Source organism: Acidimangrovimonas pyrenivorans, from assembly GCF_042643245.1.
GTDB lineage: Bacteria > Pseudomonadota > Alphaproteobacteria > Rhodobacterales > Rhodobacteraceae > Acidimangrovimonas > Acidimangrovimonas pyrenivorans.
Genome location: NZ_JBHRSK010000016.1, coordinates 72,802 through 93,180, shown reverse-complemented (window position 1 = coordinate 93,180; position 20,379 = coordinate 72,802). Strand labels below are relative to the sequence as shown.

Here is a 20,379-nt window from a genome sequence, read left to right as displayed (position 1 = left end):
CTCCGTTCCGCATGCCTGAATCACGGATCGGGGAGAACACTGGAGGTTTGAAATGAAGAAACTTGCTCTTGCCGCGGTCTTTTCGGCGACCGCCACCGCCACCTTCGCCGGCGGCATGGCCGAACCGGTGATGCCGGCTCCGGTCGTCGTGGAGAAAACCACCACGTCGTCGGGCGGGATCATCATCCCGCTGCTGCTGCTGGTGGCCGTGGCCGCTGCCGCGTCGAACTAAGTCGACCGCGCAGACAGATGGAAAAGGCGGCGGGTTTCCCGCCGCCTTTTTCATTCGGGGCGCCGGCTGCGGCTGCCCGGCGCCGCCGTGGCGATTTTGACGCAGGGCCGGGCGCGGTGCTATCCTCGATCCATGCGCGACATCCGGCCGCCCTTTCACGATCCCGCAGTCGAAAGCGCCTTCGCCGCCTTTCCCGCGACAGCGCGCGACGGCCTGCTGGCGCTGCGGCGGCTGATCTTCGAAACGGCCGCGCAGACCGCCGGCGTCGGCCGGATCGAGGAAACGCTGAAATGGGGCCAGCCGGCCTATCTGACCCCGGAAACGAAGTCAGGCTCGACGCTGCGGCTCGGCATCCCCAAGAGCGGCGGCTTCGCGATCTACGCCCATTGCCAGACGACGATCCTGTCGGATTTCCGGGCGATCTTTCCCGATGGCTTCACCTATGAAGGCAATCGCGGCATCCATTTCGACAGCGGTGCCAGCCTGCCGCTCGACAAGCTGCGCTTCCTCGTCGCCGGCGCGCTGACCTATCACCGCAGGTGAGGCGCGCCCCGCTCAGTCGAGCCAGCCGCCAAGGTTCTCCATCGCCACCTGCGCCAGTGCGGCGATATGGGCGTCCTCGGCATTGAGGCACGGGATATAGGTGAAGCTCTCGCCGCCGGCATGCTCGAACGCCTCGCGGATCTCGCCGTTGATCTCCTCCAGCGTTTCGATGCAATCGGCCGAGAAGGCGGGCGCGATCACCGCGATCCGTTCCTTGCCCTGCTTCGCCAGTTCGGCGACATGCTCGACCGTGTAGGGCTTGAGCCATTCCTCGGGCCCGAAGACCGACTGGAAGGTGGTGTCGATCATTTCATCACCCCAGCCCAGCCGTTCGCGCAGCAGGCGCGAGGTCTTCTGGCACTGGCAATGATAGGGGTCGCCGTCCATCAGGTAGCGTTTGGGCATGCCGTGATAAGAGGCGACGAGGACGTCGGGCTTGACCTCCATGCCGTTCCAGACCCGTTCGACCGACTGCGCCAGCGCCTCGACATAGAGCGGATGCTCGAAATACTCGGGCACGGTGCGCACCGCCGGCTGGCGCTTTTCCTTCATCAGGGCGCGGAAGAACTGGTCGTTGGCGGTGGCCGAGGTGGCGCCGGCATAGTGCGGGTAGAGCGGGAAGAACAGGATCTTCTCGCAGCCGGCCGCGACCATCTCCCGCACCTTGGCTTCGGTCGAGGGATTGCCGTAGCGCATGCAGAAATCGACCATCACCCGGTCGCCGTAGCGTTCCGACAGCGCCGCCGCCATCTTGGCGGTCTGCTCCTTGGTGATCGTCATCAGCGGGCTCTCGCCCTTGTCGTGGTTCCAGATCAGCTTGTAGTTCGCGCCCGAGGAGAAGGGCCGTTTCGACAGGATGATGAGCTGCAAGAGCGGCTGCCATTTCCACGACGGGTAGTCGATGACCCGCTTGTCCGAGAGGAACTCGCTCAGGTAGCGCCGCATCGACCAGTAGTCGTAATTGTCCGGCGTGCCCAGATTGGCCAGCAGCACCCCGACCCTGGCCTCGGCTACCGGCGGGTGGTCCGAAGGCGCATGGGCGAGGCGGCCCTTGCCCGGTTGGATCGTCTTCTGGCCTTTGCCGGCATCCAGCATCCGTTTCCCCCTCGTCGCGGCGTTCCCGACCGAAATAGACGGTTTTGGCGTTGGGTCAATCGTCGCCCTTGGTCGCAGGGGCGTCCAGCGGGAGCTCCTCGGTTCCCAGCGCCTCGGCCAGCCGTTGCACCGCAGAGCCGGGGCGGAGCGGCTGTTGCTGGCTCTCATGCGGGGCCCAGCCGGCCAGGTGGATCATCTCGAAGGTCGCCGAAACGCGGCCGTCCTCGGCCGGGAAAGCCTCGGCATAGAGCCGCGCCGCTTCGGCGAACAGGGCGCGCGGCGGCGGGGTGCGGCGGCGCTGGGCCAGGGCGTTGGTCTCGCCCATCGCGCGCAGGTCGTGCATCAGGTGGAGCGCGTCGCGATAGCTGACGCTGTGAACGCTGCTGTCGGCCACCGGCAGGGCAAAGCCGGCACGCTGCAGCAGGGCGCCGAGATCGCGGATCTCGCCCATCGGCAGCACCCGCGGCGACAGCCCGCCCAGCACCTGCGATTCCGCCTGGGCGAGGCAGGCGCGCAGCTCGGCCAGGGTCTGGCCGCCGAACAGCACGCCGAGGAAAAGCCCGTCCGGCTTGAGCGCCCGGCGGCATTGCACCAGCTGGCCGACCGGATCGTTGGCCCAATGCAGGGCAAGGCCGTGGATCACCAGGTCATGCGCCCCGGGCTCCAAATCCAGCACCGCGTCGTCCGCCACGATCTTCGCGTCCGGAAAGCCCGGCCGCCACGCCTCGGGAAAACCCGTCACCACCGCCGGCGCCGTAAACGATCTTTTAACTTGGCTCAGTCTTTCCTGAAGATCCGCCACGGCCACCTCGTGCAGGAACAGGGCCGGGGCGCGCCGGGCGCGGGCCCGGTGCCGGGCAAGGGCGGCAGGGTTGGTGAGTTCGGGCGGACGGGACATGGCGGGCCTTTCTTGCGGGGCAGCCGGGCACTCGGGCGCCTATGTAGGAGGTTCCGGTGGTCTTGGAAAGCGCGCTGCACCTGGTCTACCCGCCGCAATGCCTGATCTGCGATGCGCTGGTGACGACGGATCACGGCCTCTGCGGCCCGTGCTGGCGCGACACGCCCTTCGTCGCCGGGCTGGTCTGCGATAAGTGCGGTGCCCCGCTGCCGGGCGAGGCCGGCGACGCCCCGGTCCATTGCGACGACTGCCTGACCATCGCCCGGCCGTGGGAGCGGGGCCGGGCGGCGCTGCTCTACCGCGACAATGGCCGCGCGCTGGTGCTGCGGCTCAAGCATGGCGACCGGCACGATCTGGCGACGCCGGCGGCCGGCTGGCTGGCCCAGGCCGCCGCACCGATCCTCGCGCCGGGGATGCTGGTGGCGCCGGTGCCGCTGCACTGGCTGCGGCTGTTGCGCCGGCTCTACAACCAGTCGGCGCTGCTGTCGGCGGCGCTGGCGCGGATGACCGGGCTGGAGCATTGCCCCGACCTGCTGGTCCGCACCCGCGCCACCCCCAGCCAGGAGGGGCGCGACCGCGACGGCCGCTTCGCCAATGTCGCCCGGGCGCTGGCGCCACATCCCCGGCGGGCCGAGCGGATGGCGGGGCGCCACGTCCTGCTGGTCGATGACGTGATGACCTCGGGCGCGACGCTGGCGGCGGCGGCCGAGACCTGCCTTGGCGCCGGGGCGGCGGCGGTCTCGGTCGCGGTGCTGGCCCGGGTGGTGAAGGAGTGACCGCGTGGCACTGGCACGCGTTGCGCGGAGTGCCTAAATCCTTATAGTCACGCGCAACCACCAAGGACCGGCCATGCAAACCGTCGAAATCTACACCTCGCCGTTCTGCGGCTTCTGCCACGCGGCCAAGCGCCTTCTCAACAAGAAGGGCGTCGCCTTCACCGAATACGACGTCTCGCGCGATCCCAACCTGCGCCAGACCATGATGCAGCGCGCCAATGGCGGCTACACCGTGCCGCAGATCTTCGTCGGCGAGACCCATGTCGGCGGCTGCGACGAACTTTACGCGCTCGACCGGGCCGGCAAGCTCGATCCGCTGCTGGCGAGCTGAGCGATGCGGGCGGGGCTGGTCCAGCTCAACGTCTCCGACGATCCGGCCGCGAACCTGATCGAGACCCGGGCGCTGGTGCGGCAGGCGGCCGGGGGCGGCGCCGGCTTCGTGCTGACGCCCGAGGTCACCAACTGCATCTCGTCCAGCCGCGACCATCAGGACGCGGTGCTGCAGCACGAGGAAGACGACATCACCCTGGCGGCACTGCGGGCAGACGCGGCGGAGCTGGGCGTCTGGCTGCTGATCGGCTCGCTCGGGCTCAAGACCCATGACGCCGACGGCCGCTTCGCCAACCGCTCGTTCCTGATCGGGCCCGACGGCACGATCGCCGCGCGCTACGACAAGATCCACATGTTCGACGTCGACGTGTCGGCGACCGAATCCTACCGCGAATCCGCCGGCTACCGGCCCGGCGCCCGCGCGGTGGTGGCGTCGACGCCCTTCGCCACGCTCGGCCTCAGCATCTGCTACGATCTCCGTTTCGCCTATCTCTACCGCGCGCTGGCCAAGGCCGGGGCACAGGTGCTGACGGTGCCGGCCGCCTTCAACGACACCACCGGCGCGGCGCATTGGCACACGCTGCTGCGCGCCCGGGCGATCGAAACCGGCTGCTACGTGCTGGCCCCGGCCCAGACCGGCGAACACGCCGCCCATCAGGGCAAGCCGCGCCGCACCTACGGCCACAGCCTGGCCGTGGCGCCCTGGGGCGAGGTGCTGGTCGATGGCGGCACCGAGACCGGGGTCAGCTTCGCCGATCTCGACCTCGACGCGGTCGCCAAGGCCCGCGCCCGCGTGCCCTCGATCACCCATGACCGACCCTTCGACGGCCCGTGATGGCAGACAGTCCCGAAAACCTGGCCAACGCCCTGTTCTCCGAGCTGTTCATGGCCGACCAGCTGGCGCGCAACCAGATCTCGAAGGTGCTGCCCAAGGGGATGGAGCTGAGCCATTTCGGCGTGCTCAATCACCTTGCCCGCGTCAATGACGAGCGCACGCCGGCGCAGCTGGCCCAGACCTTCCGCGTCACCCGCGGCGCGATCACCAACACGCTGAACAAGCTGGAATGGGCCGGCCATGTCCATATCCGCCCCGACTGGGACGATGCCCGGCGCAAGTTCGTCTCGATCTCGCCCGCCGGCCGCGCCGCCCGCGACGCGGCGCTGCAGGCGATCACCCCGGTGATCGGCGACGTCGCGGCCGCGCTGGGGCCCGAGCGGGTGCGGGCGGTGCTGCCGGTGCTGCGCGAGTTGCGGCGGCGGCTGGAAGGGGAAGGGTAGGCCGCAGAACGTACGGCCGGGGGGCCAGCCCCCCGGCCCCCCCGGGATATTTGCGTGAAGATGAAGTCAGAGGTTGGCTTCGACGTGGAAGCCTTCCGGGATGGCGTCCCTGTCTTCGAGGACGAGGTCGGCCATCACCGCGCCGACCTTTGGCGCCATGCCGAAGCCGATCTTGAAGCCGCCATTGGCGATGTAGTGGCCGGGGCGGCCGGGCCAGTGGCCCAGCATCGGCGCGCGGCTCTTGGCGCGCGGGCGCACGCCGGCCCAGCGTTCGGTGACCGGGGCGCCGGCAAGGGCCGGGCAGGCGGCGACGGCGCGGGCGTGGAGCGCGTCGCATTGGGCGTCGCAGCCGTCCGGGGCGTCGAATTCGCGTTCGTTGGTCGACCCGATGGCGACGGTGCCGTCGGCATGGGGCACGATGTGGAGCCCGTCGGCATAGAGCTGCGGCAGGTCGCGGGCGTCATGGGCCAGCGTCAGCGACTGGCCCTTGACCCCGGTGCCGACGGTCTTGCCCAGCTGCCGCGACAGCTCGAGCAGGCCCTGCCAGCCGGTGGCCCAGACCACGGCGCCTTCGGGCTGGCCCTCGCCAAGGACGATCTCGACCCCGCGGGCGCGGCAGGCTGCGGCCAGCGCAGCGCCGGCCATGCGTGGCTGCATCCGGGCGCTCAGCGTGTCGTGGATGACAAGCCCGGTGGGACTGACCGGCGCCCAGCCGGGAAAATCGCCGGCCGGCACCACCTGCCAGCTCGCCCGGCCCTGCCACAGCGCGGCGGCGCCGGTGGCGCGGGCGCGGGCCATCTCGACGGCGCGGTCATCGGCCAGCGGCTGCAGCCGGCCGAGGCGGGCATAGCCGGGTGACAGGCCCGAAACAGTCTCTATCTCGGCCCAATACGCCTCGGCCATCAGCAGGCTGTCGAGCTGGAACGCCTTCTTGTCGTTCCAGTTCTCGGGCACATGCGGCGCCAAGGCGCCGACCAGCCCGCCGCTCGACCCGGCGCCGATCGCCTTGGCCTCGATCAGCCGCACCTTCGCGCCCCGCTGCGCGCAGGCATAGGCGACCGAGAGGCCGAAGATGCCGCCGCCCATCACTGTCACATCGCACGTTGCCAATTGCCGGGCCTTTCCTCATGCTCGTCGCCGGTCTAAAGCGCAATCGGCGGCAGGGAAAGGCCCGGCGCGCGGTCGGGAGCAGGCGGATGAGCGGAGAGAAGGCGGAACTGGACTGGCGCGACGGCACGGTGCCGGTCTCGACCCGGTTCGACGATCCCTATTTCTCGCTCGCCGGCGGGCTGGCCGAGACGCGGCACGTCTTCCTCGCCGGCAACGATCTGCCGGCGCGGTTCCGCGAGGGCTTCCACATCGCCGAGCTGGGCTTCGGCACCGGGCTGAACATGCTGGCGGCGCTGATCGAATGGCGGGCGGCCGGGATGCCGGGGCGGCTGCGTTTCACCAGTTTCGAGGCCTTCCCGATGGCGGCGGAAGAGATCGCCCGGGCGCTGGCGGCCTTTCCCGAGGCCGCGGCCGTCGCCGGGCCGTTCCTGCGGCAATGGGCCGGCGGAGAGACGCATATCCTGCTCGGCGACCTCGAGGCCGAGATCGTCCTCGGCGATGCGCGCGAGACGCTGCCGCGCTGGCGGGGCCGGGCCGACGCCTGGTTCCTCGACGGGTTCTCGCCGGCCAAGAACCCGGAGCTGTGGGCGCCCGAGCTGATGGCCGAGGTCGGGGTGCATAGCGCGCCGGGCGGCACCTTCGCCACCTATACCGCGGCGGGCTTTGTCCGTCGGGGCTTGCAGGCGGCGGGATTTCGGGTAGAGCGGCAGCAAGGATACGGCCACAAGCGGCACATGAGCGCGGGCCAGCTGGAGCCCCGCCGATGACCGAACAGAACGCCCGCCTCGGCATCCTGTTGATGATCGCCACCACCTTCGTCTTCGCGATGCAGGACGGCATCTCGCGCCACCTCGCCGGGGCCTATAACGTCTACATGGTGGTGATGATCCGCTACTGGTTCTTCGCCGCCTTCGTGCTGGCGCTGACGATGCGCAGCCGGGGCGGGCTGCGGGCGGCGCTGCGGCCGAAATTCCCGCTGCTGCAGACGATCCGGGCGCTGCTGCTGGTGGCCGAGGTCTGCGTCATGGTCATCGGTTTCGTCCATCTCGGGCTGGTGCAGAGCCATGCCGTCTTCACCTCCTACCCGCTGCTGGTCGCGGCGCTGTCGGGCCCGGTGCTGGGCGAGCAGGTCGGCTGGCGGCGCTGGGCGGCGATCGGCGTCGGCTTCGTCGGCGTGCTGATCATCCTCGAGCCCGGTGTCCAGGTGTTCTCGCCCTGGGCGCTGGTGCCGCTGGCGGCGGCCTTCATGTTCGCGCTCTACGGGCTGCTGACCCGCTACGTCGCCCGCGGCGACAGCGCGCCGGTCAGCTTCTTCTGGACCGGCACGGTCGGCGCGGTGGCGATGACCGTGGTCGGGGTCTGGTTCTGGCAGCCGATGACGGCGGGCGACTGGGCCTGGATGGCGGTGCTGTGCTGCACGGCGGCGCTGGGCCACTGGCTGCTGATCCGCGCCTACGAGGTGGCCGAGGCCAGCACGGTGCAGCCCTTCGCCTATTTCCAGCTCGTCTTCGCCTCGGTCATCGGGTTGACGGTGTTCCACGAGGAGCTGCGCACCAACGAGGTGATCGGCGCCGCGGTGGTCGTCTCGGCCGGGCTGTTCACCCTGTGGCGCGCCCGGGTGCGGGCCATGCGGGCGGCGCGGGGGCGGTGAGGGCGCCGCCGGGCGTTGCCGCCGGGCGCAGAGTTCCGGCTCCCTACTTGCCCTTCAGCGCCTCGTAGAGACGGATCGGCCCCGGCTTGCCGGCCAGTTTGGCGCGGTAGATGATCAGGCTCTCGGCCACCCGCATGATGTAGTTCCGGGTCTCGGTCAGCGGCACCGTCTCGATCCAGTCGACCGGGTCGACATCCGGGTTGCGCGGGTCGCCGAACTGCGCGATCCAGCTGCGTGGCCGCCCCGGACCGGCATTGTAGCCGGCCGCGACCAGGGTGATGGCGGGGCCGAACTCGTCGATCAGCTTGGCCAGGTAGGCGCTGCCCAGCTTGGCGTTGTAGAGCCCGTCCTGCGTCAGCCGGGCCTTGTCGTAATCGACGCCGACCTTGCTCGACATCAGCTTGGCCGTCGCCGGCATCACCTGCATCAGCCCGCGCGCCCCGGCCGGGCTGATCACGCCCTCGTCGAACTCGCTTTCCCGCCTCGCGATGGCCAGCGCCAGCGCCGGCGGGATCGGCAGGTTGGCGGTGGCCAGCGGCGTGATCGGGAAATAGGCGCGCGCCAGGATCACCCCGCGCCCGGCCGCCTCCTTGGCCACCATCACCGCGATATGCGGCTCCTTGATCGCCAGCGCCAGGTCCGAGAGCTGGGCCAGTTCGGTGTCGTTCAGCCCCTCGGCGAGGTGGAGGAAGAACCGTGTCGCCAGCCGCCGGTCGCCGGCCTTGGCCAGCAACAGCCCGGCCTGCAGCACCGAGGAGTTGAGAAAGCCCGCCGTGCGCCAGTCGGGATAGCGTTCGTTGCCCATCAGGGCCGGGTCGAGCGTGCGCCCCGCCTTCTCGGCCGAGAGCAGCCCGTAGAAGGCGGTCTGGAACTCGGCGCCGTAGGCATAGGCGGCGCGGGCGGCCTCCTCGTCGTGCAGCGCCTCGTTGGCGCGGCCTTCCCAATAGGCGGCGCGGCCGAGGCTGATCGGGGTGGTGACGGCGGCGCGCAGGGCGCGGAAATGGGCCAGCGCCGTCTTCGGATCGTGCAGCTTGCGCAGGGCGATATAGCCGGCGAGGAATTCCAGGTCGGCATAGGCGCCGCCGCCCGAGAGGTGATGATGCGCGGCCATGCGATAGGCCTTCTTCGGGTCGCCCTCGCGCATCTCGCGCCGCGCCAGCGCCGCCCGCTCGCGCGCCCAGGCCAGCGGCCGGCCCAGCGACTTGGCGCTGGACGACCGCGCCAGCATCAGGTCGGCGGCGGAATCGTAATAGCCCTTGTCGAAGCGCCATTCGAAGCGGTCGAGCGCCAGGCCGGGATCGTCCTTGAGCGAATTCGGCACCGCCGCGACGGCGGCATCCACCCCGCGTTCGCGTGCCTGCAGCTTGATCCGGGCCTCGGCCAGGTGGCGGTGGCCGGCATCGACCAGCGGCAGCATCCGCCGCGCCTCGGCCAGCTGGCCGTTCCACAGCAGATGCTCGAGCCGGGCCCGGTGCAGCGGCGCCAGTTCCTTGCCGTAGCCCAGCAGCTGCCGGGCCTGCTCGTCCTCGGAATAGCTCAACGCCAGCCAGGCGCGCTTGGCCTCGGCCAGCGCCTTTGCCGGCTCCTTGCCGGCCAGCAGCGCCGATTGCAGCGCCAGCGAGCCCTGGGCGGTCAGCGGCGCGTGCTTGGCGAAATAGGCCCGCAGCTCGGCCGCGGTATCGGCCTCGGCGACCGGCTTTTCGCCGACCCGGCGCAGATAGGGCAGGCCGGGCCAGTCCGGCCGGCGGGCGAGGAAGGCGAAATAGTCCTTCGGATCGCCGTCGCCGGCGCGCAGCCGCTGCCACTCGATGATGTCGCGGCCGATCGGGCCCGACGGGCCGGCGGCGGCCTCGGCCCCGTCCCAGTCCTGGTTGTCGCCCAGCTGCAGCGCCTCGGACAGCGCGGCGACCTCGGGATCGGACTGGGCAAGGGCCGGCACCGCGAAAACCATGCTGGCGGCGAGGCAAAGAAATACACGTCGGATCAAGGGATATCTTCCGTCGGATCGGGCGGTTGAAAAAGGGGGATGGACCAACTCTAGCCTGTCGATCACATGCCGCAACACACAAACTTGGCAAGCGCGGCGCACACGGCTAGTTTGCGCCGCGTTTGCAGCCGGGCGACTCACCTGTCAAGCGCCCACCATCATGAAGGAGAAGCGTGTCATGTTCAAAGGGTCCATTCCCGCCCTGATCACGCCGTTCAAGAACGGCGAGCTGGATCTCGACACGCTGAAAAAGCTGGTCGACTGGCATGTCGCCGAAGGCTCGTCGGGCATCGTCCCCGTCGGCACCACCGGCGAGAGCCCGACGCTGAGCCACGAAGAGCACGACCGGGTGATCGAAGAGGTGGTCAAGGCCGCCGCCGGCCGGGTGCCGGTGATCGCCGGCGCGGGCTCGAACAACACCACCGAGGGCATCCGCCTGATCCGCCATGCCGAGGAAGTCGGCGCCGATGCCGCGCTGGTGGTGACGCCCTATTACAACAAGCCGACCCAGGCCGGGCTCTATGCCCATTTCAAGGCGGTGCACGATGCCTGCACCCTGCCGATCATAATCTACAACATCCCCGGCCGCTCGGTCGTCGACATGAGCCCCGAAACGATGGGCGAGCTGGCGAAACTGCCGCGCATCGTCGGTGTCAAGGACGCCACCGGCGATGTCACCCGGGTGTCGAAGCAACGCGAGACCTGCGGCAAGGACTTCATCCAGCTCTCGGGCGAGGATGCCTCGGCGCTGGGCTTCAACGCCCATGGCGGGGTGGGTTGCATCAGCGTCACCGCCAATGTCGCGCCCCGGCTCTGCGCCGAGTTCCAGGCGGCGACGCTGGCGGGCGATTACGGCAAGGCGCTGGAATACCAGGACCGGCTGATGCCGCTGCACACCGCGATCTTCCTCGAGCCGGGGGTCGCCGGCGCGAAATACGGCCTGTCCAAGCTGGGCCTGTGCGAAGACGAGGTGCGGCTGCCGCTGGTCGGCGTCACCGATGCCACCAAGGCGCGGATCGACGACGCGATGCGCTATGCCGGGCTGATCAACTGAGGCCTTCGGCCTGATCCCGTTATCCGATCGGGGCCGGCGCGTCCGGCCCCTTTCCCGATCCAGCGGTGCGCCCTGCGGGCGCAAGCCGTTTTCGTGGCGCTGCGCGCGTGGGGGCGCTGCCCCCGTCACCTGCGGTGACTCCCCCGGAGTATTTTCGCAAAGGTGAAATGCAGGGCGGCTCTGCGGCTTCTTCTTTGCAGAAATACTCCCGGGGGTCTGGGGGCAGCGCCCCCAGCCCTGTGCCCATTTGACGGGCAGCTGCCGCATGTGGCACGCGGGCGGCGGCGAAAGCGGCTAGTTTGGCTGGGCGGAATATGAAACCCTGCGGCCAAGTCGCAGGGGTCATTCATGTCGATCAAGGCCAGTATCTATCACCTGACGCATTACCAATACGACCGGCCGGTGACGCTTGGCCCGCAGGTGATCCGGCTGCGACCGGCGCCGCACAGCCGGACGCGGGTGATCTCGCATTCGCTCAAGGTCTCGCCCGGCGGGCATTTCGTCAATCACCAGCAGGATCCCTACGGCAACTGGCTGGCGCGCTTCGTCTTTCCCGAGCCGCTGCGCGAGCTGAAGATCGAGGTCGACCTTGTCGCCGACATGTCGGTCTACAACCCGTTCGATTTCTTCGTCGAGGAGGCAGCCGAGCATTGGCCCTTCGACTATCCGCTCGATCTGGCCGAGGACCTGTCGATCTACCGCAGGCCCGAGCCGGCGGGACCGGAGCTGCAGAAATTCCTCGACAGCATTCCGAAAGGCAAGGCCCGGACCGTCGACTTCATCGTCGGGCTCAACGCGCGGCTGGCGCAGGAGGTCGGCTACGTGATCCGGATGGAGCCCGGGGTGCAGACGCCCGAGGAGACCTTCGAGCACGGCACCGGCTCGTGCCGGGACAGCAGCTGGCTGCTGGTGCAGGCGCTGCGCCATCTGGGCTTCGCGGCGCGTTTCGTCTCGGGCTACCTGATCCAGCTGAAGCCGGACCTCAAGGCGCTGGACGGGCCGTCGGGGACCGAGCACGATTTCACCGACCTGCATGCCTGGGTCGAGGTCTACCTGCCCGGCGCAGGCTGGATCGGGCTCGACCCGACCAGCGGTTTGCTGGCGGGCGAGAGCCATATTCCGCTGGCCGCGACGCCGCATTACCGCAACGCGGCGCCGATTTCCGGCATGGCCAGCTATGCCGAGACCGAGTTCAATTTCGACATGCAGGTGCGCCGCGTCGCCGAGCATCCGCGCATCACCAAGCCGTTTTCCGACGAGGCCTGGGACGCGCTCAATGCGCTGGGCGGGGAGGTCGACGCGGCGCTGGTCAAGGGCGACGTGCGGCTGACCATGGGCGGCGAGCCGACCTTCGTCTCGATCGACGATTTCGAGAGCGAGGAGTGGAACACCGCCGCCGTCGGGCCGATGAAGCGCGGGCTGGCCGACCGGCTGATCCGGCGGCTGCGCGACCGTTTCGCGCCGGGCGGCTTCCTGCATTACGGCCAGGGCAAGTGGTATCCGGGCGAGACCTTGCCGCGCTGGACCTTCTCGCTCTACTGGCGCCGCGACGGCAAGCCAGTGTGGCAGGATGCCGGGTTGATCGCCGAGGAGGAGGCGCAGACCGGGGCCGGGCCGGCCGAGGCCGACCGGCTGCTGCGCGCGATGGCGCGGCGACTGGGGGTCGATCCGGCGCTGGCGCAGGCGGCCTATGAGGACCCGGCGGAATGGATCCTCAAGGAGGGCCAGCTGCCCGACAACGTCGCGCCGGAGAATTCCAGGCTGAAGGACCCGGAAGAACGGAGCCGCATCGCCAGGGTCTTCGCCCGCGGGCTGACCGAACCGGCCGGCTTCGTGCTGCCGATCCAGCGTTGGCAGGGCAAGGCGGCGAAGGGCTGGCAGTCGGAGCTGTGGCAGCTGCGGCGCGGGCATATCTTCCTGGTGCCCGGCGACAGCCCGGTCGGCTATCGCATCCCGCTGAACGCGCTGCCGCATATCCCGCCGGCGCAATACCCCTATACCTATGTCACCGACCCGACCGTGCCGCGCGGCGCGTTGCCGGATTTCCATCCGCCCGAGCCGGAGCAGGCGACGCCGGCGCCGACGCCGGGGCACAGCCAGCCGGTTTCGGAGGTTGCGCCCTCCGGCCCGATGCAGGACCTGCGCGAGCAGGAGCTGGGCGCGGCGGGCGGCGAGGTGCGCACCGCGCTGGCGGTCGAACCGCGCGACGGGCGGCTATGCGTCTTCATGCCGCCGGTGGAATCGCTCGAGGATTACCTCGAGCTGCTGGCCGCCGCCGAGGCCGCGGCCAGGGACCTCGGCCTGCCGGTGCATATCGAGGGCTACGCGCCGCCGCCCGATCCGCGGATGAACGTGATAAGGGTGGCGCCCGATCCCGGCGTCATCGAGGTGAACATCCACCCGGCGAACAGCTGGGAGGATTGCGTCGCGACGACCGAAGCGATCTACGAGGAGGCGCGGCAGACCCGGCTGGGGGCCGACAAGTTCATGATCGACGGTCGCCATACCGGCACCGGCGGCGGCAACCATGTCGTGGTCGGCGGCGAGACGCCGAACGATTCCCCGTTCCTGCGCCGGCCGGACCTGTTGCGCTCGCTGGTGCTGCATTGGAACCGGCATCCGTCTCTGTCCTACCTGTTTTCGGGTCTGTTCATCGGCCCGACCAGCCAGGCGCCGCGGATCGACGAGGCGCGGCATGATAGTCTCTATGAACTGGAAATCGCGCTCGCGCAGATCCCGGCGCCGCCGGAGCTGGGTGGCGACGGATCGGTGCCGCAGCCCTGGCTGGTCGACCGGCTGCTGCGCAACATCCTGACCGATGTCACCGGCAACACCCACCGGGCGGAAATCTGCATCGACAAGCTCTATTCGCCCGATGGGCCGACCGGCCGGCTGGGCCTGGTCGAGTTCCGCGGTTTCGAGATGCCGCCGAACGCGCGGATGAACCTGGCCCAGCAATTGCTGATCCGGGCGCTGATCGCGCGGTTCTGGGCCAGCCCGGCGACGGGCAAGCTGACCCGCTGGGGCACGGTGCTGCACGACCGCTTCATGCTGCCGCATTACCTGTGGGCCGATTTCCGCGACGTGCTGGCCGATCTGCGGGCGCATGGCTTCACCCTCGGCCCGGACTGGTTCACCGCGCAGGCCGAGTTCCGCTTCCCCTTCTGCGGCGAGGTCGCGGCCGAGGGCGTGCATCTGGAGCTGCGCCAGGCGCTGGAACCCTGGCATGTGCTGGGCGAGACCGGGGCGATCGGCGGCACCGTGCGCTATACCGACAGCTCGGTCGAGCGGCTGCAGGTCAAGCTGACCGCCGCCGATCCTGACCGATATACCGTGACCTGCAACCGCCGCACGGTGCCGCTGCGGCCGACGGGCGAGAGTGGCGTCTCGGTGGCCGGCGTGCGCTTCAAGGCGTGGCAGCCGGCGGCGGCGCTGCACCCGGTGCTGCCGGTCGACGCGCCGCTGACCTTCGACATCTTCGACAGCTGGACCGGCCACGCGCTGGCCGGCTGCACCTATCACGTCGCCCATCCCGGCGGCCGCAACTACGAGACCTTCCCGGTCAACGGCAACGAGGCCGAGGCGCGGCGGCTGGCAAGGTTCGAGGCGCATGGCCATTCGCCCGGCAGCTACCGCCCGGCGCCGGAATCCCCCCATCCCGAATTCCCGATGACGCTGGACCTGCGGCGCCGGGCCGGTCTTTGAGATGGCGGAGCGCAAGGTCACGGCGGACGATCCGGTGGCGCGGCTGCTGGCCGGCTATGCGCCGCTGGCGGGGGCGGCGGACGAGTTGCTGGACGGCAACGGCGCGCCGCGCCCGGTCTGGCGGCCGTTCCTGCGCCACCTTGCCGCGATCGCGCCCGAGGACATTCCCGACCGCTTCGCCCGCGGCGACCAGTATCTCAAGGATGCCGGGGTGTTCTACCGGCTCTACAACGAATCCGGCTCGACCGAGCGCGCCTGGCCGTTGAGCCATGTCCCGGTGATCATTGGCGAGGCTGAGTGGCGGGGCCTCGCCGAGGGCTTGATCCAGCGCGCCGAACTGCTGGAACTGGTGGCGCGCGACCTCTATGGCCCCGGCCGGCTGGTCAGCGAGGGCCACCTGCCCGCGGCGCTGGTCGCCGGCAACCCGGAATGGTTGCGCCCGCTGGTCGGCGCGGTGCCGCGCTCGGGCCATTTCCTGCATTTCCTCGCCTTCGAGATCGGCCGCAGCCCCGACGGCTCGTGGTTCGTGCTGGGCGACCGGACTCAGGCGCCCTCGGGCGCGGGCTTCGCGGTCGAGAACCGGGTGGCGACGTCTCGCGTGTTTTCGGAATTCCTGACCGAGGCGAACATGCACCGCCTTGCGCCGTTCTTCCGGGCCTTCCGCGATGCGCTGGACGGGCTGCAGCGGGAGGCGGGCGAGCGGGTCGGCATCCTGACGCCGGGGCCGCTGAACGACACCTATTTCGAACATGCCTATATCGCCCGTTACCTCGGCTTCATGCTGCTGGAAGGCGAGGATCTGGTGGTGCAGGACGGCCGGGTGATGGTGCGGACGGTGGCCGGTCTGCACCCGATCTCGGTGCTGTGGCGCCGGCTCGACGCGCGTTACGCCGACCCGCTGGAGCTGGATGCGGGTTCGCGGCTCGGCACGCCGGGGATGGTGGGGGCGATCCGGGGCGGCCAGCTGACCATGGTCAACGCGCTGGGCGCCGGCGTGCTGGAAACCCGCGCCTTGCTTGCCTTCCTGCCGGCGATCGCCCGCGCCCTGCTGGGCGAAGAGCTGAAGCTGCCCAATATCGCGACCTGGTGGTGCGGCCAGCGCGCCGCCCGGGCCGAGGTCGTCTCCAATGCTGCGCGGATGACCGTCGGCCCGGCCCTGTCCTCGGGCCTGCCGTTCGAAAGCGATGCCCGGGCACTGTCTTCGGCGATGCTGGAGCGCGACGAGACGCTGGAGGACTGGCTGGCGGCGCGCGGGCCGGGGCTGGTGGCGCAGGAGACGGTCAGCGTCTCGACCGCGCCGGCGCTGCGCGACGGCCGGCTGGCGCCGCACCCGATGAGCCTGCGGGTTTTCCTTGCCCGAACCGCGGCGGGCTGGCAGGTGATGCCCGGCGGCTTCGCCCGGATCGGCCGCGGCCGCGACGCGACCGCGCTGGCGCTGCAGCGGGGCGGCGCCGTCGCCGATGTCTGGATCGCCAGCGACAGCCCGGTGGCCAGCGACACGATGCTGCCCGCCCCGGACGGGTTCCGGCGCCGGGCCGCCTCGGTCCTGCCCAGCCGGGCCGCCGACAACCTGTTCTGGCTCGGCCGCTATGTCGAGCGGGTCGAGACCGTGCTGCGCCTGCTGCGCGCCTATCACCTGCGGCTGGCCGAGGCGGGCACGCCCGACCGGCCGCTGCTGCGCGCGTTGGCGGATTTCCTCGCCACGCAAGGCGTCGATGTCGGCGGCCCGATCGCCGCGCCGCTGCAGGAGCGGATCGGCCAGGCCCGGAGCTGCGCCGGCAAGGTGCGCGACCGGTTTTCCCTCGACGGCTGGATCGCCCTGAACAACCTGGCCGAGGCGGTGGCGGCGCTGGCCGACAGCGACCCGCGTGGCGATGCGGCCGCCCGGGCGCTGGGGGCGCTGCTGCGCCGGGTCGGCAGCTTCTCGGGGCTGGTGCACGAGAACATGTATCGTTTCACCGGCTGGCGCTTCCTCAGCCTCGGCCGGGCGCTGGAGCGGGCCGACGCCATGGCGCTGACGCTGGCCGCCTTCGCCGATCCCGACGCGCCCGAGGGGGCCTTCGACCTTGCCCTCGAGGTTGGCGACAGCGCCCTGTCGCATCGCCGCCGCTACTCGGTCTCGACCACGCGCGACACCGTCGTCGACCTGCTGGCGCTGGACGACCGCAACCCGCGCTCGGTGCTGTCGCAACTGACCGAGGCCAAGGCCCAGATCGCCGAATTGCCGGGCAGCGCGGCCGCGCCGATGCCGCCGCTCGCCCGCCGCGTGCTCGAGGTCCATACCGAGCTCGCGGTGCGGGGGCCGGAAGAGATGGATAGCGCCGCGCTGACGGCGCTGGCGCATTCGGTCGAGGATATCGCGACACTGGTGGGGGCGGCCTATTTCGGCTGAGTTTCAATGCTTTACGATATCAACGCCAGCATCGACTACAGCTACCAGACCGCCGCCGGCGCCGGCCGCAACCTGCTGCGGCTGATGCCGGCGAACGTGCCGGGCGAGCAGCGGCTGATCGCCGGCACGCTGAGCTCCGACCTGGTCCCGGACGAGCGCGTCTGCCGGGTCGATTTCTTCGGCAACGAGATGGTGGAGCTGGCCTTCCGCCATTCCTTCGACCATGTCAGCTTCCGCGTCCAGGCGCGGGTCGAGCGCATGGCCCAGCCGCCCGAACTGGACCTGTCGCCGCCGTTGGAGCGGCTGGCCACGGAGCTGGCGACGGTCCAGAGCCTCGCCCCGCAATCGCCGCAGCATTTCCTCGCCCCGTCGCCACGGGTGCGGCTGGCGTCGGAGATGGCCGATTATGCCCGCGACCAGCTGCGGCCGGGGATAACGGCGCTGGCGGCGGTGCAGGCAGTCGGCGCGGCGCTGCATCGCGACATGCGCTTCGATGCCGGGGCGACGACCGTCGACACCGATCCTGCCGAGGCCTTCGCCAACCGACACGGCGTCTGCCAGGATTTCAGCCACGTGATGATCGCCTGCCTGCGCGGCATCGGCGTGCCGGCGGGCTATGTCTCGGGTTACCTGCGCACCGAACCGCCGCCGGGCCAGCAACGGCTGGCCGGGGCCGACGCGATGCATGCCTGGGTCCGGGCCTGGTGCGGGGTCGAGACCGGCTGGATCTCGTTCGATCCGACCAATGACACCATGGTCGGCGGCGATCATGTCCGGGTGGCGCTGGGCCGGGATTACGACGATGTCGCCCCAGTCCGCGGCGTGCTGCGCACCGGCGGCGGCCAGAGCAGCGGGCACTCGGTGGACGTGGTGCCGATTTAACCCGGCATTAACGAATTGACGTTCGCTAACCGTCGCTTGGCCGCCGCGCCGCCGCCAGGGCCTGGCGCAGCACGTCGCGGTCGCCGACATGGTTGGCGAGCAGCAGCACCAGCCTTGCATTGAGGGCGTCGCTTTCCGCCTTGGTCAGGCCTTCATGCGCCGCCAGCAGCTCCTCGTAGAAGCCGTCGGGATCGGGCAGGTTCGGCGTGGTGATGAGGTCGGTCATGCGTCCCTCCCGATGGCGCGCCGCAGGGCGGCCTGGATGGTGGTTTCGTCATAGGCGGGCCAGCGGCCGGCGACGATCTGGTCGGGGCGGATCAGGTAGACGCCTGCCTTTGCCGTGCCGAGATAGCGTTCCGCCAGCGCCCCGCCCGGGTCGCCGCCGGCACTCAGCGCCAGCCGTTTCGCCGTCACCCCGCCGGCCGTCACCTGCTCGGGCGCATCGGCGTCGATCGTCATCAGGGTGAAGGCGTTGCCGAGCCGGTCGAGCAGGAAACCGTCGCCCAGCGGCGCGTCGGCGCAGGGGGCACCGGGGCGGCTGCGCGCGGGCGCGCCGGGCAGGGCGTCGGGCGTGTTCAGCGGCGAGCCGTCATGAACGCAGGGCACCGACAAGCGGCCCGAATTCACCAGCGGGCGGGCGAAGTCATAGGCCTCGGACAGGTCGAGCACGGCGTCGCGGAAGACCCGGCTGATCTCGGATTTCGGGGTGATGAAATCGGTCGAGCGGGTCGAGTTGAGGATGTTCTCGTCGGCGCCCTGCACCCGCTCGCTGTCATAGCTGTCGAGCAGGCTGTCGGGCGCCGCGCCGTCGATCACCAGCTTGAGCTTCCAACACAGGTTGTCGGTGTCCTGCAGGCCGGAATTGGCGCCGCGGGCGCCGAAGGGCGAGACCTGGTGGGCGCTGTCGCCGGCGAACAGCACCCGGCCGTGGCGGAATTTCTCCATCCGCCGGCACTGGAAGGTGTAGACCGAGACCCATTCGAGCTCGATCTGGACCTCGTCGCCCAGCATCGCCCGCAGCCGCGGCAGCACGTTCTCGGGCTTCACCGCCGCGTCGCGGTCGATGTCCCAGCCCAGCTGCAGGTCGATGCGCCAGACATTGTCGGGCTGCTTGTGCAGCAGCGCCGACTGGCCGCGGTTGAAGGGCGGATCGAACCAGAACCAGCGTTCGGTGGGGAAATCGTTTTCCATCACCACGTCGGCGATCAGGAAGTTGTCCTCGAAGACGCGGCCGACGAAATCGAGCCCCATCATGCCGCGGATCGGCGAACCGGCGCCGTCGCAGGCGATCAGCCAGTCGGCCTGCATCGTGTAGGGGCCGTCCGGGGTCTCGACCTCGAGCGTCACCCCGTCCTCTTGCGCATCGACCGACAGCACCTTGTTGCGGCCGCGCAGTTCGACCGGGGCGCCGGCCTGCTGGATTTCGACCAGTCGTTCGTAAAGGTATTGCTCGAGATAGTATTGCTGGAGGTTGATGAAAGCCGGCCGGCGGTGACCGCCTTCGGGCAGCAGGTTGAACTCGTAGACCTTGCGCTCGCCGAAAAACACCTTGCCGAGGTTCCAGACCACGCCCTTGTCGACCATCGGCTGGCCGCAGCCGAGCCGGTCGAGAATCTCCAGCGGCCGCTTGGCGAAACAGATCGCGCGGCTGCCCCAGCTGACCTTGTCGTTGTCGTCCAGCACCAGCACCTCGACACCTTGCTGGGCGAGGTCGATGGCGGCGGCAAGGCCGATCGGGCCGGCGCCGACCACGATGACGCGATGGCGTGCCGGCGTCGCCGCATCCTGATCGGCCGCGCGCCGATAGGGGTAGAGCGGGGTTTCGAAAATCCGTGTCATGGGCTCCTCTCCGGCGTCGGGCAGGCCCCTCCCGAGCTTGCCGAATCGACGCCGAGGAAAGATAAAAGTTGAAAATGTAACTATCAAGCGCACGGGAAATAACATGTTTCTCAAGGGGTTCCTTCCCTACAGGCTGACACTTCTGGCAGAAAGGCTAAGCGCGGAGGTGATGCCGATCTATCGCCGCAAGCACGGCATGACCCAGCCCGAATGGCGGGTGCTGGCCAACCTGGCCGAGGTCCGGGCGGCGACGGCGCGCGAGCTGTGCGAGATGGTGCCGCTGCACAAGACCAAGGTCAGCCGGGCGCTGCAGGCGCTGGAGGCGCGCGGCTGGGTGACGCGCCAGACCGACGCGCAGGACCGCCGCGTCGCCCATGCCAGCCTGACCCGCCGCGGTCGCCGCGCCTATGACGCGCTGGTGCCGGAGCTGGCGGCGGCGGCCGACCGGGCGCTGGAGGGGCTGACCGAGGCCGAGCGGCGGACGGTGACGGAAGCACTGGACATCCTCGAGCGGTCGCTGGCAGGCTGAAGCTCCTTAAGCTGGATCAAGGCGCCGGCCGCTTCGGACCGGTATTCAGGCGCCAATGCGCAGCGAGCGGGAGCAGGG

General features: G+C 69.9%; 19 protein-coding genes. 13 read left to right on the top strand and 6 right to left on the bottom strand.

All coding sequences use genetic code 11. The features are described 5' to 3' along the window. The first annotated feature begins 52 nt into the window (after positions 1-52). Positions 53-232, top strand: coding sequence for a hypothetical protein (locus ACFOES_RS17805; RefSeq protein ID WP_377834716.1), 180 nt, complete (start codon positions 53-55; stop codon positions 230-232). A 132-nt stretch (positions 233-364) separates the two neighbouring features. Beyond that, entirely contained in the window at positions 365-775 is a 411-nt protein-coding gene (locus tag ACFOES_RS17800) for a DUF1801 domain-containing protein (RefSeq protein WP_377834715.1), read from the top strand. A gap of 12 nt (positions 776-787) precedes the next feature. On the opposite strand, the gene hemH is transcribed toward ACFOES_RS17800, so the two are convergent. Together hemH and ACFOES_RS17790 are read right to left on the bottom strand one after the other, a co-directional pair. Next, positions 788-1,870: a ferrochelatase gene (hemH, locus tag ACFOES_RS17795; protein WP_377834714.1), complete on the bottom strand. Its 1,083-nt coding sequence runs from the start codon at positions 1,868-1,870 to the stop codon at positions 788-790. Positions 1,871-1,925: 55 nt separating this feature from the next. Beyond that, positions 1,926-2,768 carry a methyltransferase domain-containing protein gene (locus ACFOES_RS17790; RefSeq protein WP_377834713.1) on the bottom strand — a complete coding sequence of 281 codons (843 nt, stop codon included), beginning with the start codon at positions 2,766-2,768 and terminating at the stop codon, positions 1,926-1,928. A 56-nt stretch (positions 2,769-2,824) separates the two neighbouring features. Here ACFOES_RS17790 and ACFOES_RS17785 point away from each other — a divergent pair, with 56 nt between their 5' ends. The 4 genes from ACFOES_RS17785 to ACFOES_RS17770 all read left to right on the top strand — a co-directional run bounded on the left by ACFOES_RS17785 (position 2,825) and on the right by ACFOES_RS17770 (position 5,152). Beyond that, entirely contained in the window at positions 2,825-3,544 is a 720-nt protein-coding gene (locus tag ACFOES_RS17785) for a double zinc ribbon domain-containing protein (RefSeq protein ID WP_377834712.1), read from the top strand. Positions 3,545-3,617: 73 nt separating this feature from the next. Beyond that, a complete protein-coding gene (grxC, locus tag ACFOES_RS17780; RefSeq protein WP_377834711.1) occupies positions 3,618-3,875 on the top strand; it encodes a glutaredoxin 3 in 258 nt (85 codons plus the stop codon). A gap of 3 nt (positions 3,876-3,878) precedes the next feature. Continuing rightward, positions 3,879-4,709, top strand: coding sequence for a carbon-nitrogen hydrolase family protein (locus ACFOES_RS17775; RefSeq protein ID WP_377834710.1), 831 nt, complete (start codon positions 3,879-3,881; stop codon positions 4,707-4,709). Then, positions 4,709-5,152, top strand: a complete 444-nt coding sequence (locus ACFOES_RS17770; RefSeq protein WP_377834709.1) for a MarR family winged helix-turn-helix transcriptional regulator — start codon at positions 4,709-4,711, stop codon at positions 5,150-5,152. Before ACFOES_RS17775 ends, ACFOES_RS17770 begins: the two co-directional genes overlap by 1 nt. Positions 5,153-5,218: 66 nt before the next feature. On the opposite strand, the gene ACFOES_RS17765 is transcribed toward ACFOES_RS17770, so the two are convergent. Beyond that, entirely contained in the window at positions 5,219-6,262 is a 1,044-nt protein-coding gene (locus tag ACFOES_RS17765) for an NAD(P)/FAD-dependent oxidoreductase (RefSeq protein ID WP_377834708.1), read from the bottom strand. A gap of 86 nt (positions 6,263-6,348) precedes the next feature. Between ACFOES_RS17765 and mnmD the strand changes: the two genes are divergently transcribed. Next, complete coding sequence (gene mnmD / locus ACFOES_RS17760; RefSeq protein ID WP_377834707.1) at positions 6,349-7,029, top strand: tRNA (5-methylaminomethyl-2-thiouridine)(34)-methyltransferase MnmD; 681 nt, start codon at positions 6,349-6,351, stop codon at positions 7,027-7,029. Beyond that, complete coding sequence (locus ACFOES_RS17755; protein ID WP_377834706.1) at positions 7,026-7,913, top strand: DMT family transporter; 888 nt, start codon at positions 7,026-7,028, stop codon at positions 7,911-7,913. Before mnmD ends, ACFOES_RS17755 begins: the two co-directional genes overlap by 4 nt. Positions 7,914-7,956: 43 nt before the next feature. Here ACFOES_RS17755 and ACFOES_RS17750 read toward each other — a convergent pair whose 3' ends face one another. Beyond that, on the bottom strand, positions 7,957-9,864 hold the full coding sequence (locus ACFOES_RS17750; RefSeq protein WP_377834705.1) for a lytic transglycosylase domain-containing protein: 1,908 nt from the start codon (positions 9,862-9,864) through the stop codon (positions 7,957-7,959). 214 nt (positions 9,865-10,078) lie between these two features. On the opposite strand from ACFOES_RS17750, the gene dapA reads away from it, so the two are divergent. The 4 genes from dapA (at position 10,079) to ACFOES_RS17730 (ending at position 17,933) form a co-directional block, all read left to right on the top strand. Then, positions 10,079-10,954: a 4-hydroxy-tetrahydrodipicolinate synthase gene (gene dapA / locus ACFOES_RS17745; protein WP_377834704.1), complete on the top strand. Its 876-nt coding sequence runs from the start codon at positions 10,079-10,081 to the stop codon at positions 10,952-10,954. Between the two features lie 348 nt (positions 10,955-11,302). Next, a complete protein-coding gene (locus ACFOES_RS17740) occupies positions 11,303-14,659 on the top strand; it encodes a transglutaminase family protein (RefSeq protein WP_377834703.1) in 3,357 nt (1,118 codons plus the stop codon). Between the two features lies 1 nt (position 14,660). Then, positions 14,661-17,051 (top strand): circularly permuted type 2 ATP-grasp protein, encoded by a 2,391-nt coding sequence (locus tag ACFOES_RS17735; protein ID WP_377834702.1) that lies wholly within the window; start codon positions 14,661-14,663, stop codon positions 17,049-17,051. Between the two features lie 6 nt (positions 17,052-17,057). After that, positions 17,058-17,933 (top strand): transglutaminase family protein, encoded by an 876-nt coding sequence (locus ACFOES_RS17730; protein ID WP_377834701.1) that lies wholly within the window; start codon positions 17,058-17,060, stop codon positions 17,931-17,933. A 25-nt stretch (positions 17,934-17,958) separates the two neighbouring features. Here the strand turns inward: ACFOES_RS17730 and ACFOES_RS17725 are convergent, their stop codons facing one another. Continuing rightward, entirely contained in the window at positions 17,959-18,159 is a 201-nt protein-coding gene (locus ACFOES_RS17725) for a DUF2783 domain-containing protein (protein WP_377834700.1), read from the bottom strand. Continuing rightward, on the bottom strand, positions 18,156-19,772 hold the full coding sequence (locus tag ACFOES_RS17720; protein WP_377834699.1) for an FAD-dependent oxidoreductase: 1,617 nt from the start codon (positions 19,770-19,772) through the stop codon (positions 18,156-18,158). The genes ACFOES_RS17725 and ACFOES_RS17720 overlap by 4 nt, the downstream gene beginning before the upstream one ends. 169 nt (positions 19,773-19,941) lie before the next feature. On the opposite strand from ACFOES_RS17720, the gene ACFOES_RS17715 reads away from it, so the two are divergent. Then, positions 19,942-20,301, top strand: a complete 360-nt coding sequence (locus tag ACFOES_RS17715) for a MarR family winged helix-turn-helix transcriptional regulator (protein WP_377834698.1) — start codon at positions 19,942-19,944, stop codon at positions 20,299-20,301. Positions 20,302-20,379: the final 78 nt, after the last annotated feature.

Excerpts from the sequence above, each read along its gene's own strand:
- ACFOES_RS17715 (WP_377834698.1), top strand. The coding sequence starts at position 19,942 with ATGCCGATCTATCGCCGCAAGCACGGCATGACCCAGCCCGAATGGCGG.
- ACFOES_RS17775 (WP_377834710.1), top strand. The coding sequence starts at position 3,879 with ATGCGGGCGGGGCTGGTCCAGCTCAACGTCTCCGACGATCCGGCCGCG.
- ACFOES_RS17725 (WP_377834700.1), bottom strand. The coding sequence starts at position 18,159 with ATGACCGACCTCATCACCACGCCGAACCTGCCCGATCCCGACGGCTTC.
- ACFOES_RS17805 (WP_377834716.1), top strand. The coding sequence starts at position 53 with ATGAAGAAACTTGCTCTTGCCGCGGTCTTTTCGGCGACCGCCACCGCC.
- ACFOES_RS17770 (WP_377834709.1), top strand. The coding sequence starts at position 4,709 with ATGGCAGACAGTCCCGAAAACCTGGCCAACGCCCTGTTCTCCGAGCTG.
- ACFOES_RS17740 (WP_377834703.1), top strand. The coding sequence starts at position 11,303 with ATGTCGATCAAGGCCAGTATCTATCACCTGACGCATTACCAATACGAC.
- ACFOES_RS17750 (WP_377834705.1), bottom strand. The coding sequence starts at position 9,864 with ATGGTTTTCGCGGTGCCGGCCCTTGCCCAGTCCGATCCCGAGGTCGCC.
- ACFOES_RS17800 (WP_377834715.1), top strand. The coding sequence starts at position 365 with ATGCGCGACATCCGGCCGCCCTTTCACGATCCCGCAGTCGAAAGCGCC.
- dapA (WP_377834704.1), top strand. The coding sequence starts at position 10,079 with ATGTTCAAAGGGTCCATTCCCGCCCTGATCACGCCGTTCAAGAACGGC.
- ACFOES_RS17755 (WP_377834706.1), top strand. The coding sequence starts at position 7,026 with ATGACCGAACAGAACGCCCGCCTCGGCATCCTGTTGATGATCGCCACC.
- mnmD (WP_377834707.1), top strand. The coding sequence starts at position 6,349 with ATGAGCGGAGAGAAGGCGGAACTGGACTGGCGCGACGGCACGGTGCCG.
- ACFOES_RS17735 (WP_377834702.1), top strand. The coding sequence starts at position 14,661 with ATGGCGGAGCGCAAGGTCACGGCGGACGATCCGGTGGCGCGGCTGCTG.
- ACFOES_RS17730 (WP_377834701.1), top strand. The coding sequence starts at position 17,058 with ATGCTTTACGATATCAACGCCAGCATCGACTACAGCTACCAGACCGCC.
- grxC (WP_377834711.1), top strand. The coding sequence starts at position 3,618 with ATGCAAACCGTCGAAATCTACACCTCGCCGTTCTGCGGCTTCTGCCAC.
- hemH (WP_377834714.1), bottom strand. The coding sequence starts at position 1,870 with ATGCTGGATGCCGGCAAAGGCCAGAAGACGATCCAACCGGGCAAGGGC.
- ACFOES_RS17720 (WP_377834699.1), bottom strand. The coding sequence starts at position 19,772 with ATGACACGGATTTTCGAAACCCCGCTCTACCCCTATCGGCGCGCGGCC.
- ACFOES_RS17790 (WP_377834713.1), bottom strand. The coding sequence starts at position 2,768 with ATGTCCCGTCCGCCCGAACTCACCAACCCTGCCGCCCTTGCCCGGCAC.